The following is a 14,494-nucleotide window of genomic DNA, read 5'->3' as shown; positions in this document are numbered from 1 at the left end:
ACGGGTGGCACGCCCGGGGGCGGCGTGCTACGGTGAGGGGCTCTGCCCGATGAATACCTGACATCAGTCTTGATATCAACGCTGATCTTACCACGAGGAGACCAGTGAGTCAATCCGCTCCCGAAGCACGGTCGTCCGAACGGGAGGCCCTGGCCGCCGAGCAGGCCCGGGTCACCGCGATGTACGAGCGGCTGGACGAGCTGCGCGCCCGCACCGAGCTGCGGCTCTCCGACGCCCAGCTGCAGGACCGCAGCGGGTTCGCCGCCCTGGTGGAGCGCGAGACCCGCACCTTCGAGCACGCCCGGGAGCGCGCCCGCCTGGGAGCGGTCGAGGAGGGCCTGTGCTTCGGCCGGATCGACCTCGTGCACGGCGACGGCCCCGAGGCCCGCTACATCGGGCGGATCGGCCTGCGCGACGCCGACTACGAGACCATCCTCGTGGACTGGCGGGCCCCGGCCGCCCGCCCCTTCTACGCCGCCACCCCCGGCGACCCGAACGGGGTGACCCGCCGCCGCCACCTGCGGGTGCGCCGCCGCCGGGTGACCGGGGTGGACGACGAGGTGTTCGACCTCGACGGGCTCGGCGACGCCGATCGCCGCCAACTCGTCGGCGAGGCCGCCCTGCTGGCCGCGCTGGGCGGCGGCCGCACCGGGCGCATGGGCGACATCGTCGCCACCATCCAGACCGAGCAGGACCGGGTGATCCGGGCCCGGCTCGACGGCGTGCTCGTGGTCCAGGGCGGGCCCGGGACCGGCAAGACCGTCGCCGCCCTGCACCGCGCCGCCTACCTGCTCTACACCCACCGCGACGTCCTGGAGCGGCGCGGCGTCCTGGTGGTGGGGCCCAACCCGGCGTTCCTGCGCTACATCGGCGACGTCCTGCCCTCCCTGGGCGAGACCGACGCGGTCCTGCGCACGGTCGGCGAACTCTTCCCCGGGGTCTCCGCGACCCGGCACGACCCCTACCGGGTCGCCGCCCTCAAGGGCGACACCCGCGTCACCGCCCTGGTCCGCGCCGCGGTCCGGGACCGCCAGCGCACCCCGCGCGAGGCGTTCGGCTCCGACGACCTCCTGGTGGAGGCCGACGCCGGGGTGCTGACCGTGCCCGGGGAGGCCTGCGAGCGCATCGTGCGCACCGCGCGCGGCCTGCGCCTGGGGCACAACGTCGCCCGCAAGTACGCCGTCAACGCGCTGCTGGCCGAGCTCGCCCGCGCCGAGGCCGCGCTGCTGGGGCGCGCGCTGCCGGAGGAGGACGTGCGCTACGTCGGCGAGCGCCTGTGGGCCGAGGACCCGGTGCGCGACGCCCTGGACGCGCTGTGGCCGCTCCTGTCCCCGCGGCGGCTGCTGCGGGAGCTGTTCGCCGACGCCGACGCGCTGGCCCGGGTGGGCGGGCGGGCCGGGTACTCCCCCGCCGAAACCGCCCTGCTGCACCGGCCCGCGGACGGGGGCGCCGCGGACTGGACCGTCGAGGACGTGCCGCTGCTCGACGAGGCCGCCGAGCTGCTGGGCCGCGACGACTCCGGCCGCCGGGCCCGGGAGCGCCGCGCCGCCGCCGAGCGCGCCGAGGAGGAGCGCTACGCCCAGGGCGTGCTGGAGTTCACCGGCCTGTTCGAGGACGGGATGATGAGCGCCGCCGACCTGGCCGAGCGGCACCGCGACCGCGGCACCGGCCTCACCACGGCCGAACGCGCCGGCGGCGACCGCGAGTGGACCTACGGGCACGTCATCGTCGACGAGGCCCAAGAGCTGTCGCCCATGGCCTGGCGCACGGTGATGCGCCGGGTGCCCACCCGCTCCCTCACCGTCGTGGGCGACCTCGCCCAGACCGGCAGCGCCGCGGGCGCCGCCTCCTGGACCGGTGTCCTGGAGCCGTACGCCCCGGGCAAGGTGCACGTGGAGCGGCTGCGGGTGAACTACCGCACGCCCGCGCCGATCATGGCCGTGGCCGCCGACGTGCTGCGCGCCGCCGCACCGGACGAGGAGCCCCCGGAGTCGGTGCGCGAGGACGGCGCCCCGCCGCGCGCCGTACCGCTGCCCGCCGACCTCGCGGGCCTGGCCGGCCTGGTGGCGGCCGAGCGCGCGGAGATCGGCGAGGGCAAGGTCGCGGTGATCACGGCCGACGCGCGCATCGGGGCCGTGCGGGCCGCCCTGCCCGGGGCCGCCGGGGCCCGGGACCTGGAGCACGACGTGGTGGCGCTGACCGCCACCGAGTCCAAGGGGCTGGAGTTCGACGCCGTGGTGGTCGTGGACCCCAACGCCCTGTTGGCGGCGCCGCGCGGCGCCAACGACCTGTACGTCGCCCTGACCCGCGCCACCCGCCGCCTCGCCGTCGCGCACACCGGCCCGCTGCCGCCCGTGCTCTCCCGGCTCGCCCCCTGACGCGGCTGTGCGGCCGCGGTGCCGCGGTGCGACGGCACCGCGGCGCCGTGGCGGCACGGCGGTATGGCGCCGTGGCGCAGTGGCGCCGCCGGGCGGGTCTACCAGCCCGCCCCGGGCGCCAGGTCGCGGACCTGCGGGCGGGCCGCGTCCCAGACCGTGGTGAACCACGCCGAGAACGGCTCCGCGGCGCGCAGGCGCTCCAGCTCCTCGGGGCCCACCGCGAGGACCTCCTCGACCTCGTCGGGGTCGGGGTCGGCCGGCAGGTCCAGGCGCCCCACGAAGAGGTGGTTGAACTCGTGCTCCACCAGGCCCGACGCCGGGTCGGGGTGGCGGTAGGCCACCGTCCCCGCCTCGCGCAGCAGGGCGGGCGCCACCCCCAGCTCCTCGCCCACCCGGCGCAGCGCCGCGATCAGCGGCCGCTCCTGCGGGTAGGGGTGGCCGCAGCAGGTGTTGGTGAGCACCCCCGGCGAGTGGTACTTGCCGCGGGCGCGCCGCTGCAGCAGCAGGCGGCCCTCCCCGTCCACGAGGAAGACGGAGAACGCCCGGTGCAGGACGCCCGGCGCGCGGTGGGCCGACAGCTTCTCCGCGATGCCGGTGGTGACCCCGTTCTCGTCCACCAGCTCCAGCAGGATCGGGTCCTGCCCGGGTGCCGGGGCGGGGCGCTCGGGCGCCGCGGTGTTCGTACTCGTGCTCAGGGAGTGGGACATCGCCGTCCTCGGGTTCGGTGCGGATGCGGGGGACCGTGCCCGCCGGAGGCGGGCACGGCGTGCGCCGGGGTCCGGGGCGCGGTCTCCCCGGGGCGGACCGGGCCGCTCCGGGAAGCACGGCGTCCGGGCCGGGGGCGGAGGCCCCGCGGCCCGGAGGCCTCAGATGCGGTCGGCCGCGATGAGCAGGTAGTGGAAGCTGCGCTCACGGTAGGCCGTCAGGAAGGGCTCCTCGACGCCCGTGGCGACGGAGGAGCGCTGCCGCAGCTCCCAGTAGGGGATGGTGGCGTCGGTCAGGTCCACCACGGAGATGGGGACCAGCCCGTTGGCCGCCATGGCCTTGAAGTAGTGGCTGCGCGGGTGGATGTTGCAGGTGTAGTGCTCGTCGATGCGGCTGACCGCCTTGGAGCGGCCGCCGGTCACGTCGTTGTAGCAGCCCGTGATGGTCACGTAGCGGCCGCCGTGCCTGAGCAGGCGGGCGTGCTCGGCGAAGAGCTCGAACAGGTCCACGTACATGGTGGACTCGTTGTTCCAGCTGGCGCTGAGCGAGCCGGTCTCGAAGCCGGTGTCGAGCATGTTGCGGAAGTGGAAGTTCACCTTGTCGTCCACCCCGCGCTCGCGGGCCTGGGCGTTGGCGAAGTCCACCTGCTTCTGGGAGATGCTGATCCCGTCCACGCTGCAGCCGAACCGGGCGTTGGCCATGAAGCTCGTCCCGCCGCGCCCGGACCCGGTGTCCATGATCCGGTCCTGGGGGCCGAGCGGGCCCAGGTGGTCCAGCAGCAGGTCGGCCTGGGCCGTCTCCAGGCGGTGCATCTCCTCGATGATGCGCCGGTCCCGGGTCTCCTCCGGTCCCTCCAGGACGGAGGGGTCGTAGTCCCCCACCCCGTAGTGGTGGTGGAAGAGGCCGTCGACCTCGCCGAGGCGGATGTTGACCGGGTCCTGCTCGGCGTTCCAGTAGGCGGCCACCGACTCCTGGTAGGCGGTGCGCAGGACCTTCTCCGAGGGTGCGGCCGAAGGCGCGGGCATGGTGTCGGTCATCGGGAGGGAACTCCTTGTCGTCGTGATGGCGCGGGGCGGCGCCCCGCGGGCACGCGAAAAGCGCGCGTGCCGGAAGGGTGTGCGTTGCGTTCGGGGGCCCGTGCCGGCCGTCAGGCCCGGGCGGTCTCGGCGGGCCGGTGGTAGCGGGCGGTGCTGGCGTGCCATTCGCGGCTGCCGCCCATCCAGGCCCACAGGCCCCACAGGAACCGGCCGAGCTCGGGCGGGCCGGTGGCGGCCAGGGCGGCGGCCTCCGCCTCGAAGGTGTGCATGAGCTCATCGTGGATCTCGACGGTGCGCACCATCGCCTCGCGGGCCGTGCAGCCGTCCTCGGTCTCGATGAGCCGGGGCAGGCTGAAGTCGTCGACGTCCTCCTTGCCCATGGAGTAGAGGTCGTTGACGATGACGCTGGCGGATCCGGCCAGGGTGAACACCCGCCGGACCTCGGGGCGGCCGAACTGCTCGGCGGGCAGCTCGTAGCCGGCCACCGGGTCGATGAGGGCCATGCAGGGCACGAAGCTGTTCTCGTGCCGGTGCATGAGGAACTCCCACACCGGCGGGCGCTGCCCGCTGGTGTACCAGACGCCCTCCTGGTTGTAGGCGACGAACATGATGGCCAGCTCGTGCCGGAGCCTGCGCACCTGCTGCCAGGTGGCGTACCGGGCCAGATTGTCGATGCTGGAGCGCAGCGCCACCGCGACCGGGTCGGCCTGTACCACCCGCTCCAGGACGGGCGCGTAGCGGCGCGGCAGGTGGGCCTGGTCGATCACCGAGTGGGCGATGGCCAGGCGCTGCCCGAGCAGGTCGTGCCGGGCCTCCTCGACCTCCCCGTCCACGTAGTGGTCGTCCACCGACCACTCGGCCAGGGCGCACTTGGCGGCGGCCAGCAGGCGGTCGGGGTCGTCGGTCTCGGGGTGGGCGAGCATGATGAGCCGCCCGAACCCGGCGGCCCGCACCCGGTCGAGCTGGCCGGGGTAGACGCCGACCTCCTCGGCCCACTCCACGAGCCGGTCGTCCACCTCGTCGCCCAGCGCCGGGTCGTCGCGCATGGCGGGCGGGCAGTACAGGACCGGCACGGGGTCGGCCTCCCCGCCCGCCACCCGGGTCCCGGGGTCGGCGGGGGACGCGGGGACCGCGGGAGCGGAGGCGACCGCGCCGGAGGACCCCGCCGGGCGCAGGCCCGGCGGGTGGACCGGCAGGGACGGGGATCCGACTCCGGCCCCCGGGCCCGCAGGGGCGGGGGCCCGCACCGGCAGCTCGGCCGGGCCGGGGCGCCGGGGATCGCGCAGCACCGCGTCCACCAGCGCCGCGATCTCGGGCGCGGCGGGAGCAGCGAACAGCCTGGACAGCGAGGACACCGTGTCACCCCTCCTTCGTCGGTGTCGTCCGCGGCGGTGCCGGTGGGCCCGGCACCGCCGCCGATCGTGTCGGCGATGCGTCAGGCACGCGGCCTGACCTCGATGTTCTCCAGGATCCCGACGGCGTCGGGCACCAGGATCGCGGCCGAGTAGTAGGTGCTGACCAGGTAGGAGATGACGGCCTTGTCGTCGATCCCCATGAACCGCGCGCTGAGCCCCGGCTCCACCTCGTCGGGCAGCCCGGTCTGGTGCAGGCCGATGACGCCCTCGTTGTCCTCGCCGGTGCGCACCGCGATGATCGAGGAGGTCCGGTGCTCGGTGACGGGGATCTTGCCGCAGGGCAGCAGCGGGATACCGCGCCAGGCGGGCACCCGGTTGCCGTTGATCTCGGCGGTGTCCAGGGACAGGCCGCGCTTGTTGCACTCCTTGGCGAACGCCGCGATCGCCTTGGGGTGCGCGTACAGGAACTGGGTGTTGCGCCGCATGGTGATGAGGTCGTCCAGGTCGTCCGGGGTGGGCGGACCGTCCTGGGCCTGGATGCGCTGGCCGAAGTCGGCGTTGCGGAGCAGGCCGAAGTCCTCGTTGTTGACCAGCTCGTACTCCTGGCGCTCGCGCAGCGCCTCGATGGTCAGGCGGAGCTGGTGCTCGGTCTGGTTCATCGGCTTGTTGTAGAGGTCGGCGACCCGGCTGTGGATGCGCAGGACCGTCTGGGCGACGCTGAGCTCGTACTCGCGGGGCCTGAGCTCGTAGTCGACGAAGGTCTGCGGGAGCTCGAACTCGCCGTCGTGGCCCGAGGCCAGCTCGATCTCGGCCTCGCCGTACTTGTTCTGGCGCTGCTCCGGCAGGGCCCCGAACATCTGCACGTGGAAGCTCAGCGCCTCGGAGCGGTCCACCGCCTCGGCGAAGTCGCGGCGGGTGAGCGAGAGCAGCACGCCCGCGGTGTCGGCCCGGTAGGTGGAGTCCCACACCGGGTCCTCCGCCACCAGGTGGGACTCGCCGAACTGCTCGCCGTCGGCGAGCACGCCCAGGCGGTCGGCGCTGCCGTAGCGGCCGGTGGCGATGCGGCTGATCCGGCCGTGCACGATGAGGTACAGGCGGTCCACCGGGTCGCCCTCGGAGACCAGGACCTGGCCGGGCTCGAACTCCTGCTGCTCGAAGCGGCCGGCGAGGTCGGCGAGCACCTCCTCGTCCTCGAAGCCGCGCAGCAGCGCCAGCTCGCCGAGTTCGCGGGGGATCACCTGGACCTGCGAACCGGTCTGCTGGAACTCGATGCGGCCGTCGCCCACGGTGTAGGTCAGTCGGCGGTTGACCCGGTAGACGCCGCCCTCGGTCTGCACCCAGGGCAGGGTCTTGAGCACCCAGCGGGAGCTCTTGCCCTGCATCTGCGGGGCGGATTTGGTGGTGGTGGCCAGATTCCGCGCGGCGGCGGTGCTCAGGCTCTTCTGCTGACCGCTACGCACCTCGGGGGCTTCGGTCGACATCGGCCGTCTCTCTCCTGTGTCGTGTGAGGGTCCCCGTTCCGCACCCGCTGAAAGGGACCCCGGAACAAGGTGGGAAAAGGTTCGATTCGGTCGCCGGACGCGGTCCGGAAGCGGCATGCGAATGCGTCCCCCGACCGCGAAAGCGCTGCCCACGCTAGAGGCGCCGCCACCGGCCCCGCAAGCGAACGGGGAATTTTCCCGGCGAACCGCGACCACTGGTGATCCGATAACCTAAAAGTACGAAGACCCTTAAAATAAACCCCGTCTTTCATTTCCGTGAGCCACGTCTCACGCACATGGGAATATCGCGACATAAAGCCGCGATCCGCCACTCCCACAAAAGCCTCAAGGAACACCAATGCCGCATTACCGGCCACGGTGCGACGCCCACCCGAGGGGTTCCCGGTCACCCCCGCTCCCCCGTTTCCGGCCCGGCCCCCGGTGACGGGTGGGAACCCCGTCAACGGACGGCGGCCCGCCCGGCGGGGGTCGCCGGGCGGGCCGCGGGTCGCGGGGCGGGGGCGTCAGGTGGCGCCGATGGCCCCGCACTCCTCCTCGTCCGCCCGAAGGACCCCGTCAGGCGACAGAGCCGACTGCGCCGGCCACATCACGCCATCGGCGCAGGCGGACGGGAACCATCCCGCTCGCAGGAGGTCCGGGCCTCCGGTGGGGCCCCGGGGCGACAGGATCCGGGGCCGTCCGCCTCGTACTCCGCCCAGAGGTCGGCGGCGGTCCGGCAGTGGACCGGCACCGGACGGCCATCGGAGGCGTCGCCGCACTCGCCGCCATGGGCCTGCCGAGTGGCGGTACCGGCCCGGGCCCCGTCGGTTCCGGTGCGGTCGGGGGAGATCTCCCCGCCGCGGCCGACCGCACCGGCCGCGGTCCACAGGCCGGTGTCCGACAGGGGCACGCCGTACGGGTGACCGGACGGTCCTGCCACCTCCGTGTCGGGCCGAACGCGGTACTCGGTCCGGTGCAGGTGGAGGTCGAGGCCCGCCCGTGCCGTACACACCAGGACGAGGCCGACGACCGCCCACCGGACTGCGCGCCCCTCGTCCAGAGCGAAGGCCGCCATGACGACGATCGCGCCCGCGGCCGCGGCGAACGCAGCCGCCCAGGACCAGCCCACGGGGGACCCGCCGGTGAGGTGCGCGGTGAGAACCGTCTGGAGATAGGACACGGCCACGGCGGCGGTGAGCATCAGCGTCCTGGCCCGGGGGCGGGCCACCCCGTTCCGCTCACCGAAGCGGACGTGCCCCAGGTGGAGCAGACAGACCACGCCGAGGGCCGCGAGGCCCCAGAGAACGAAGATGCTCCAGGGGAAAGGGCTGTCCGGAGGTCTCATCATCACCGAGAGCACCGCCGCCACGGGAACGGCGAGGGAGATCATGAAGAGCAGCAGAACGTACGAACAACCACCGAGGAGTCCGACAGGGAACAATTCGTCATCCGGTGCGCGCATGCGGTGCCCTTCCCGTCGGTCCACCCGCTGTGACGCACAGGTCGGCGGTTCCGTTCTCCCACGATGCACCCGCGAACACGGGCGGCCCGCCCGGCGGGGGCCGCCGGGCGGGCCGCGGGTCGCGGGGCGGGGGCGTCAGGTGGCGCCGATGGCCCCGCACTCCTCCTCGTCCATGTCGCGAGCGGACTCCAGGTCGTAGGGGTCGTCCTCGATCCAGCCCTCGGGGCGCTCGCCCTCGGGCGCCTCGTCGGAGTAGGCGGGCGTGAAGGTGTACTCGTCCCACACGCAGTGCACCGGGCCGGCCGAGCGCCACCAGTTCGGCCAGGCCTCCCAGCGGCCGCCGACGTCGTAGAAGGACACCTCCCCGTAGTGCGAGGTGACCAGGCGCACCGACACCTCCTCGCCCGGCCGGGCGACGGGGTGGACGACGGTGTACTCGGTGTGCACCGCCAGGTACGGCGTCCCGTACTGGTCCTCGGCGGTCTCCGCCCACATCCGGCCGTCCACCTTGACCACGTCGCCGATGGGCTCGGCGGTCCCGGGCGTGAGGTGGAAGAGCAGGGAGCGGCTGTCGAGCGCGGGGTCCTCGTGCCCGTGGTACTTCTCGTACCAGTCCATCGCCTGCCCGGACAGCAGGGACCGGAAGCGCATGTCGTCGCCGCCGAAGACGGAGTCCCGGTCCAGGTAGACCGCCTCCAGCAGCTCGCCGGTGGTGTCGTAGGCCTCCTGGACCCGGTCGGCGGGGTACTCGCCGACCGCGGCCGCCTCGGGGACGGTGAACTCCTCCCCGTACTCCTCGGCCTCGGTGCCGCCGAACGGGTCGTCGCGGTCGACCTGGTCATGGGTGATCGGGACACCGGTCACGTCCCGGACGACGTCGTTGAGGAGGTTCTCGGCGGGGGCGCATCCGGTCAGGGCCGTCGCCGCGACCACCACCGCGCACAGCGCCGCGCGCGGGTTCCGGGTCAGGGGTTTCAGGGACACGGGGGATCCTGTCTTCACTTGTCGGGGGATATACGAACTTCGCCCAGTTTTACCCCACTCCCACGACACTCCCCAGCCCCACCCGCCCCATGCCCACCACCGCCGGGGGACCGCGGCCGCGCCCCGCCCCGGGGCTCCCGGTCAGGGCCGGAAAATCCCTTTCCCCCGTTCCGGGACGCGGGGTACGTTCGCCCGGTGAACACTCGGAAACGCAACGGCACCGTATTGAGGCTCGACTCGGCGGCGTGCGGCCCGGTGCTGATGGCGGCCCCGAAGCGCCGCGCCGTCACCGGCCGCTGCGCCCGGCCCGGCTGCTCGTGCTCGGGCTGGTGCGCCCGGTTCGCCGCGGGCCGCGGACGCCCCGGCACCGGACCGGGCCGCACCGGCCGGTCCGCCGCCCGGCGGGGCGCACGCTCCCCCGCCCTGCTCCACCGCACCGCGACCGGCCGCTCCCGCCACGCCTGACCGCCCCCACCCGCCCGGGACGGCGCCCGCGGACTCCGCCGGGCGCCGGTCCGGGGCGGCAGGCCGGCAGGGCCGTCCGGAGCGCCGGCTCATACCAGTTCGGCCGCCACGGCCTCGGGTTCGGCCAGGCACCGCCAGGCGGGCACCCGTACCGTCCGCATCCCCGAGACGGCGGCGAAGAGCCCGACGCGGTCCACCGTTCGCTCCAGGGCCCGCCCCGGGATGGACGAACCCGTGGTGTCCGGCGCCGCCCCGTCGAGTACGACGGCCGTGTCCCCGTCCGGCCCGGGCACCACCAGGTCGCACGAGTACCCTCCGGCGCGGTGCCCGACCCGGGGGTCCCGCCCCCGCGCCAGGAGCGCCTCGAAGAGCAGGACGCCCGCCGCGTCCAGCCCGGTCTCCTCAGCCGGGCCTCCGGCGGAGGCGAGGTCGGCGAGCAGGCCGCCCTTCTCCTCCCAGTAGCGCCGGTCGCCCACGATGTACAAGCGCGACCTGGCCCGTGTCGCCGCGACGTTCCACAGGTTCTGCCGGCTCAGGGCCCACTGCCCGGCGTTCCGGTGCACCCCCGTGGCGGCCGTCGGCGAGATCACGACCACGTCCCGTTCCCCGCCCTGGAAACGGTGGGCCGTACCCACCCGGATCCTCTCGGCCGCCTGCTCGCCCAGGTTCTCCTCGAACCAGCGGACCTGTGCGGCGAAGGGCGACACCACACCGATGCCCGCGTCCGGGGGGAGGGTCCGCCAGAGTTCCCTCAGCAGTTCGAGCACCGCCTCCCCCTCCTTCCGGTTGAGGCACGAGCCGGCCCGGGGCCGCTCGCAGCTCCCCTGGACGTCGATCCATCGGACGGCCGGCTCCACGGGCGCGGCCAGGGACGCGGTGTCAGTGCGCACCGACAGGCGGCCTCCGTAGAACCGCCGGTTCACCGGGGCGATGATGTCGGGGTGGCAGCGGTAGTGCTCGTCCAGCCAGAGCACTTCCCCGCCCCCTTCGACGAGCGCGGACGCGGCGGCGTGGTAGGCCGAGGCACCGGTGAGGCCGAGCGACCGCTCCTCCAGGAGGGCGCGGTCGAGGCCGTGCACCGCCTGCAGGCGGCGGTCGTCCTCGGAGTCGAGCGGATCGACCGGCTGGAGCTGGTGGGGGTCCCCGATGACGAGGGCGCGCCGCGCCCGGTAGAGCAGGGGGACGAGGTCGGCCACGGTGCACTGGGTGGCCTCGTCCACCACGACGAGGTCGAACAGACCCGGATCCGGGGGGAAGACGCCGCGCACCGACCGGGACGTGACGGCCCACGCCCGCACCGTGCGCACCAGGGACCGCATGCCCTTCCAGGACTTCTGCTTCGACGCCAGGTCGCGCAGACGGCCCTCGATGACGCCTCGCCCCCGGCGGAGCGCCTCCGCCGTCCGGCCCAGCAGGTACTCCTCGGAGGCCTCGCGGCGCTCGGCCCTGATCCGGCGGATGCGGGCGGCCGTCTCCTCCGGGCTCGGCGCCGCGGCGGAGGAGGCCCGCAGGGCCCGCCACTCGTGCTCGGCCTCCAGGAAGGACAGGACCGCGGCCAGCTCCGTCTCCGTACCGTCGATTCCCAGGAGGCGGCGGCTCCGCCACCGGTGCCACCAGCCGGTCCACCGGGCCTCCATCGCCGCCCCCACGCGGTGCCTCCAGCCGTGCAGGTCCGGCGAGTCCCCGAAGGACTCGGCGGTGACGGGAGGGGGCAGGCCGCCGAGCAGGCGCCGGCGCGTGCCGGCGATCAGGGCCGACCGCCGTTCGCGCCGCTCGGCCTCGGCGAGCTCCTGCCGGGCCTGTCCGAGGGCCCGCTCGTGGACGGCCAGCCGGGCACCGGCGGTGGCGGCGTCGGCCTCCGGCCAGGAGGCGGCCAGCAGTGCGGTGAGGGCCTCGGGCTCGGCCGCCCTCCGCTCACGGTTGCCGGTGCGCACCATGAGGGCCGTCCCGTCGCCGATCCGGTTCACCCGGCCGGCCACCTCGTCGACGGCCGTGTTGTTGGTGGAGGCGACCAGGACCGACTGCCCCGCGGCGACGGCGGTGGTGACCACGGAGGTGATGAGTTCGCTCTTGCCCGTGCCGGGGGCGCCCGTCGCCACGGTGAGGGTGCGGTTCATCGCCGAGGCCAGGATGGCCTCCTGCGCGGAGTTCCCGTGGCCGGTCACCACGGCGGGGGCATGGACACCGTGTTCGCGTGCGGCCTCCGCGGGCTCGGACAGCGCCCCCAGGGCCGTCCCGCGGATGGCGCCGGGCCTGATGCCGTTCCCGCCTTCGCGGTGGTCGAGGTCGCCGACGAGCTGTTTGACCGCCGTGGCGGCGGGATCCCCGCGGTAGAGCAGGGCGGCGTTGTATGCCCCGCGCTGCGCCCCGGGGCGGAGGTCCAGGGTCCGCCGCAGCCCTCCGGCGGCCAGTCGGTCCACCATGGCCAGGCCCAGGCGCCCGCACACGGTGCGCGCCCTGTCCGACAGCGCGGCGACGCCGTCCCCGGGCCGGTCCGCCTCGAACCAGGCGAGCAGCTCCTCGATGTCCTCCTCGGCCACGGCCTCGGCGGAGAGCAGCAGTTCCCGGTTGAGCTCGGGCTCACCGACCGGAACGAGGAACCGCCCCCCGGGCTCCTCCACCATCTCCACGTCCATGACGACGAGGGGGGCGGCCTTGGGCCGCCCGCCCCTCCGGCCCCGGCGCGCAGGGTCGAACAGCACCGCGGGGTAGCCGTAGCGCAGGGGACGCGACTCCTTGGCCGCCTCCCCGGCGAGATCCCCGGCCCGGCCGGTCGGGGCCCACCGTTCCAGGGCCCGGCTGAGGAGGGCCTCCGATCCCATGTCGCAGACCGCGATGTCCTGGCTCCCGGCATCGGGCAGCTGCTGGAGGAGGCTCTGGCGCAGCAGCCCGTCACGCAGGTAGTCGAGGTAGGGCGCCCACGACCATGTGCCCGGGGCCGGGGCCGACGGCTCCGTCCGGGTGCCGCGGCCGGAGGAGGCGTCACGCATCCCCCTTCCCGCTCCCGCTCCGCGCGCCTCCGTGTCCGGAGCCGCCGCGCCGTCGGCGCGGCCGGGCAGACCCGTGGCCGTGGCGGCGCCGGTGTGCCGGGCCAGGATCAGTGATCCGCGCACCCCGAGCGAGGAGACCGTGACGCGCTGCCCGTCCACCTCGTCCACCTCCCGGTGGACGTGCTGGTAGAGGTCGACCGCGTCGATCCACCCGTCGCCGTCGGCGTCGGGGGCCGCCCCCGCCAGCCCCCGGATGACCGCGCTGGAGAAGGGGGAGGGGCGGACGCCCTGGCTGTTGTCCCCCTCGCGCGCCCGCTCCAGGGCTCCGGAGGCGGCGATGACGTAGATTCCGGCACCGTCGCTGAGCTGGCGTTCGAGGTCGAGCGGGTCTTCCTCCTCCGCACCGCGCGTGGCGAAACCGTCCGCGAAGGCGCCGCCGTAGCAGCAGTCCAGCAGGAGCACCCTGCTGCGCATCCTGGAGTCCTCCAGGAGCCGCTTGAGGACCTCCGACGAGATCGCCGTGGTCTCGAGCCGCTTGCGCCGGGTGTCCCGGAGCGCCAGGTGCAGGCGGCCCCGTTTGTCCTTCAGCCCGTGTCCGGAGAAGGAGATCAGGAGGAGGTCCCGGGGGCCGGCCTCGGCGAGGGCCGCCTCGAGGACCTCCATGGCCTCGTTCCGGACGGGGTCCAGGAGCGTCTGGATCCGGTCGTAGTGGCCGTTGGCCCTGAGCACCCGCTCCAGGGAGAGGACGTCGGCGTGCGGCGAGCGCAGGTCGTCGAGTTCCTCGTAGCAGTTGACACCGATGAGGATGGCGGTGCGCTTCACGCTCCGGTGTCCTCCGCCTCCGCGCCCTCCCCTGCGTCCAGGGGTTCCCCGGCCTCCCGGGCCTCCAGAGGCTCCAGGGGTTCCCCGGCCTCCCGGGCCTCCAGAGGCTCCAGGGGTCCCCCGGGCCTGTCGGCCTCCCCTGCCGGCCGGGGCTCCCGGGCACGCAGTGCCCGCACGCAGGCCTCGACTTCGGCGGGGTCCATCCGCCCCTGGACCGTCACCCTGTTCCCGTCGACCTCCACGGTGACCGACCTCTGCCCGCTCTGTTCGATCCAGGTCCCGGCGAGCGAGACCAGAGAGGTGAGGACCGGTTTGAAGAGGACTCCGACGACCACCACCGCTCCCGCGACGGCGGCCGGGTCGGCGGACCGCGTTCCGGCGGAGGAGTCCCCCTCCTCGGCCGGCCGGACCTCGTCGACGTCGAGGTGTTCCAGAAGGAGTGCCAGGTCGCGGGTGTACCGGTCGGCCTCCTCCTCTGTGACGTCCTCTTGGAAACCGATGCTGACCAGCGACTCGTCCCGCGGCACCCGCGCACACTCCTCTTCGCCGAAAGGGACCGTTCTGTCACGGTCCGCGACCATTCCGGCACGCACGTTTTATCAGGTCAGCGAAATATCTGGCGGCGGAATCGAGCAGGTGACCGCTTCCGGCCAACCGAATGGTGCGCATGAAGCACTCCCGTCGCTCTCAGCGAGGAAGAACGCGACCGCGTCAGCCGACCGATTCCGCCCCTCTTCGGCCCTGCCGTACACGCCGGCTCTGAAGCGGCCGCCGCCCGCGGCGCCGACCACGCTGCGTGACGAACCTAGCCGAGC

Annotated in this window: 10 protein-coding genes; 2 read left to right on the top strand and 8 right to left on the bottom strand. The window is 74.1% G+C overall.

The features are described from left to right. The first annotated feature begins 104 nt into the window (after positions 1 to 104). Positions 105 to 2,378: a HelD family protein gene (locus ACFVNO_RS05795; RefSeq protein WP_378889726.1), complete on the top strand. Its 2,274-nt coding sequence runs from the start codon at positions 105 to 107 to the stop codon at positions 2,376 to 2,378. A 98-nt stretch (positions 2,379 to 2,476) separates the two neighbouring features. Here ACFVNO_RS05795 and idi read toward each other — a convergent pair whose 3' ends face one another. The 6 genes from idi to ACFVNO_RS05765 all read right to left on the bottom strand — a co-directional run bounded on the left by idi (position 2,477) and on the right by ACFVNO_RS05765 (position 9,402). Beyond that, positions 2,477 to 3,085: an isopentenyl-diphosphate Delta-isomerase gene (idi, locus tag ACFVNO_RS05790; RefSeq protein ID WP_378889723.1), complete on the bottom strand. Its 609-nt coding sequence runs from the start codon at positions 3,083 to 3,085 to the stop codon at positions 2,477 to 2,479. Positions 3,086 to 3,244: 159 nt separating this feature from the next. Further along, complete coding sequence (locus ACFVNO_RS05785) at positions 3,245 to 4,120, bottom strand: geranyl diphosphate 2-C-methyltransferase (protein WP_355255251.1); 876 nt, start codon at positions 4,118 to 4,120, stop codon at positions 3,245 to 3,247. A gap of 110 nt (positions 4,121 to 4,230) precedes the next feature. Continuing rightward, positions 4,231 to 5,475 (bottom strand): family 2 encapsulin nanocompartment cargo protein terpene cyclase, encoded by a 1,245-nt coding sequence (locus tag ACFVNO_RS05780; RefSeq protein WP_355255254.1) that lies wholly within the window; start codon positions 5,473 to 5,475, stop codon positions 4,231 to 4,233. 80 nt (positions 5,476 to 5,555) lie between these two features. Continuing rightward, a complete protein-coding gene (locus ACFVNO_RS05775; protein ID WP_355255257.1) occupies positions 5,556 to 6,956 on the bottom strand; it encodes a family 2B encapsulin nanocompartment shell protein in 1,401 nt (466 codons plus the stop codon). A gap of 607 nt (positions 6,957 to 7,563) precedes the next feature. Continuing rightward, on the bottom strand, positions 7,564 to 8,346 hold the full coding sequence (locus ACFVNO_RS05770; RefSeq protein ID WP_378889718.1) for a hypothetical protein: 783 nt from the start codon (positions 8,344 to 8,346) through the stop codon (positions 7,564 to 7,566). A gap of 207 nt (positions 8,347 to 8,553) precedes the next feature. Further along, positions 8,554 to 9,402, bottom strand: coding sequence for a hypothetical protein (locus ACFVNO_RS05765; protein ID WP_355255263.1), 849 nt, complete (start codon positions 9,400 to 9,402; stop codon positions 8,554 to 8,556). Between the two features lie 195 nt (positions 9,403 to 9,597). Between ACFVNO_RS05765 and ACFVNO_RS05760 the strand changes: the two genes are divergently transcribed. Continuing rightward, complete coding sequence (locus ACFVNO_RS05760; protein WP_378889715.1) at positions 9,598 to 9,867, top strand: hypothetical protein; 270 nt, start codon at positions 9,598 to 9,600, stop codon at positions 9,865 to 9,867. Between the two features lie 89 nt (positions 9,868 to 9,956). On the opposite strand, the gene ACFVNO_RS05755 is transcribed toward ACFVNO_RS05760, so the two are convergent. Together ACFVNO_RS05755 and ACFVNO_RS05750 are read right to left on the bottom strand one after the other, a co-directional pair. Then, the gene (locus tag ACFVNO_RS05755) at positions 9,957 to 13,679 is read right to left on the bottom strand and encodes an AAA domain-containing protein (RefSeq protein WP_378889712.1); all 3,723 of its coding nucleotides are present in this window, start codon (positions 13,677 to 13,679) and stop codon (positions 9,957 to 9,959) included. Then, positions 13,676 to 14,206: a hypothetical protein gene (locus ACFVNO_RS05750; protein ID WP_378889696.1), complete on the bottom strand. Its 531-nt coding sequence runs from the start codon at positions 14,204 to 14,206 to the stop codon at positions 13,676 to 13,678. Before ACFVNO_RS05750 ends, ACFVNO_RS05755 begins: the two co-directional genes overlap by 4 nt. Between the last annotated feature and the right edge of the window lie 288 nt (positions 14,207 to 14,494).

It is taken from the genome of Nocardiopsis sp. NPDC057823 (assembly GCF_042797335.1).
Lineage (GTDB): Bacteria > Actinomycetota > Actinomycetes > Streptosporangiales > Streptosporangiaceae > Nocardiopsis > Nocardiopsis changdeensis.
Note: the sequence above shows the minus strand (reverse complement) of the source record. Positions and strands in the feature narration are given on the sequence as shown.

Excerpts from the sequence above, each read along its gene's own strand:
- ACFVNO_RS05770 (WP_378889718.1), bottom strand. The coding sequence starts at position 8,346 with ATGATCTCCCTCGCCGTTCCCGTGGCGGCGGTGCTCTCGGTGATGATG.
- ACFVNO_RS05775 (WP_355255257.1), bottom strand. The coding sequence starts at position 6,956 with ATGTCGACCGAAGCCCCCGAGGTGCGTAGCGGTCAGCAGAAGAGCCTG.
- ACFVNO_RS05785 (WP_355255251.1), bottom strand. The coding sequence starts at position 4,120 with ATGACCGACACCATGCCCGCGCCTTCGGCCGCACCCTCGGAGAAGGTC.
- idi (WP_378889723.1), bottom strand. The coding sequence starts at position 3,085 with ATGTCCCACTCCCTGAGCACGAGTACGAACACCGCGGCGCCCGAGCGC.